Here is a 683-nt window from a genome sequence, read left to right on the forward strand (position 1 = left end):
TGAAAGTCTCCCACAGGCCGGCGGAGCTGTTCGCCGCGTTCGACGACCCCGACCTGATCGCCCATGCCGGGCTGGTCCCCACGATCCGGCTGGCCGAGCGGTGCGGCCTGGCCGCTTTGGTGGCCCAGAAGGTCAAGCTGACCGGCGCGCAGAACGGCGCCGGGACGGCCCCCGAGGCGAAGGTCATGAGCATCGTGGGCGGGATGGTGGCCGGGGCGGACAGCATCGACGATCTGGACGTCCTGCGGCACGGCGGGCTTACGCGCCTGTTCGGCGGGGTGCGCGCGCCGTCCACGCTGGGCACCTTTCTGCGTGCGTTCACCTGGGGGCACGTGCGTCAACTGGAGTCCGCCGCACGGGCGTTCACCTGCAACCTGGCCGCGCACACCGGGCTGATCCCCCAAGCGGACGAGGTGGTGTTCGTCGACATCGACTCCAAAGTCAAGCAGGTCTACGGGCCGGCCAAGCAGGGCGCCTCGTTCGGCTATACCAAACGGCGCGGCCTGCACTTCCAGATCGTCACGGTCAAGACGTCCACCTGCGCTCCGGTGATCGTGGCGACCCGCCTGCGCAAGGGATCGGCGAACTCCGGCAAAGGCGCCGCCAGTCTGCTGCGCGAGGCGCTTTCGACGGTGCGGGCGATGGGCATCACCGCCCAGATCGTCGTGCGGGCGGACTCCGCG

General features: G+C 70.0%; 1 protein-coding gene. It reads left to right on the top strand.

Going from position 1 to position 683, the window contains the following annotated elements; all coding sequences use genetic code 11:
* A partial coding sequence (locus VXC91_RS46465) for a transposase (RefSeq protein ID WP_329513347.1) occupies positions 1-683 on the top strand: 683 nt, incomplete at both ends.

It is taken from the genome of Streptomyces chiangmaiensis, from assembly GCF_036281785.1.
In the GTDB taxonomy this organism is placed as follows: domain Bacteria; phylum Actinomycetota; class Actinomycetes; order Streptomycetales; family Streptomycetaceae; genus Streptomyces; species Streptomyces chiangmaiensis.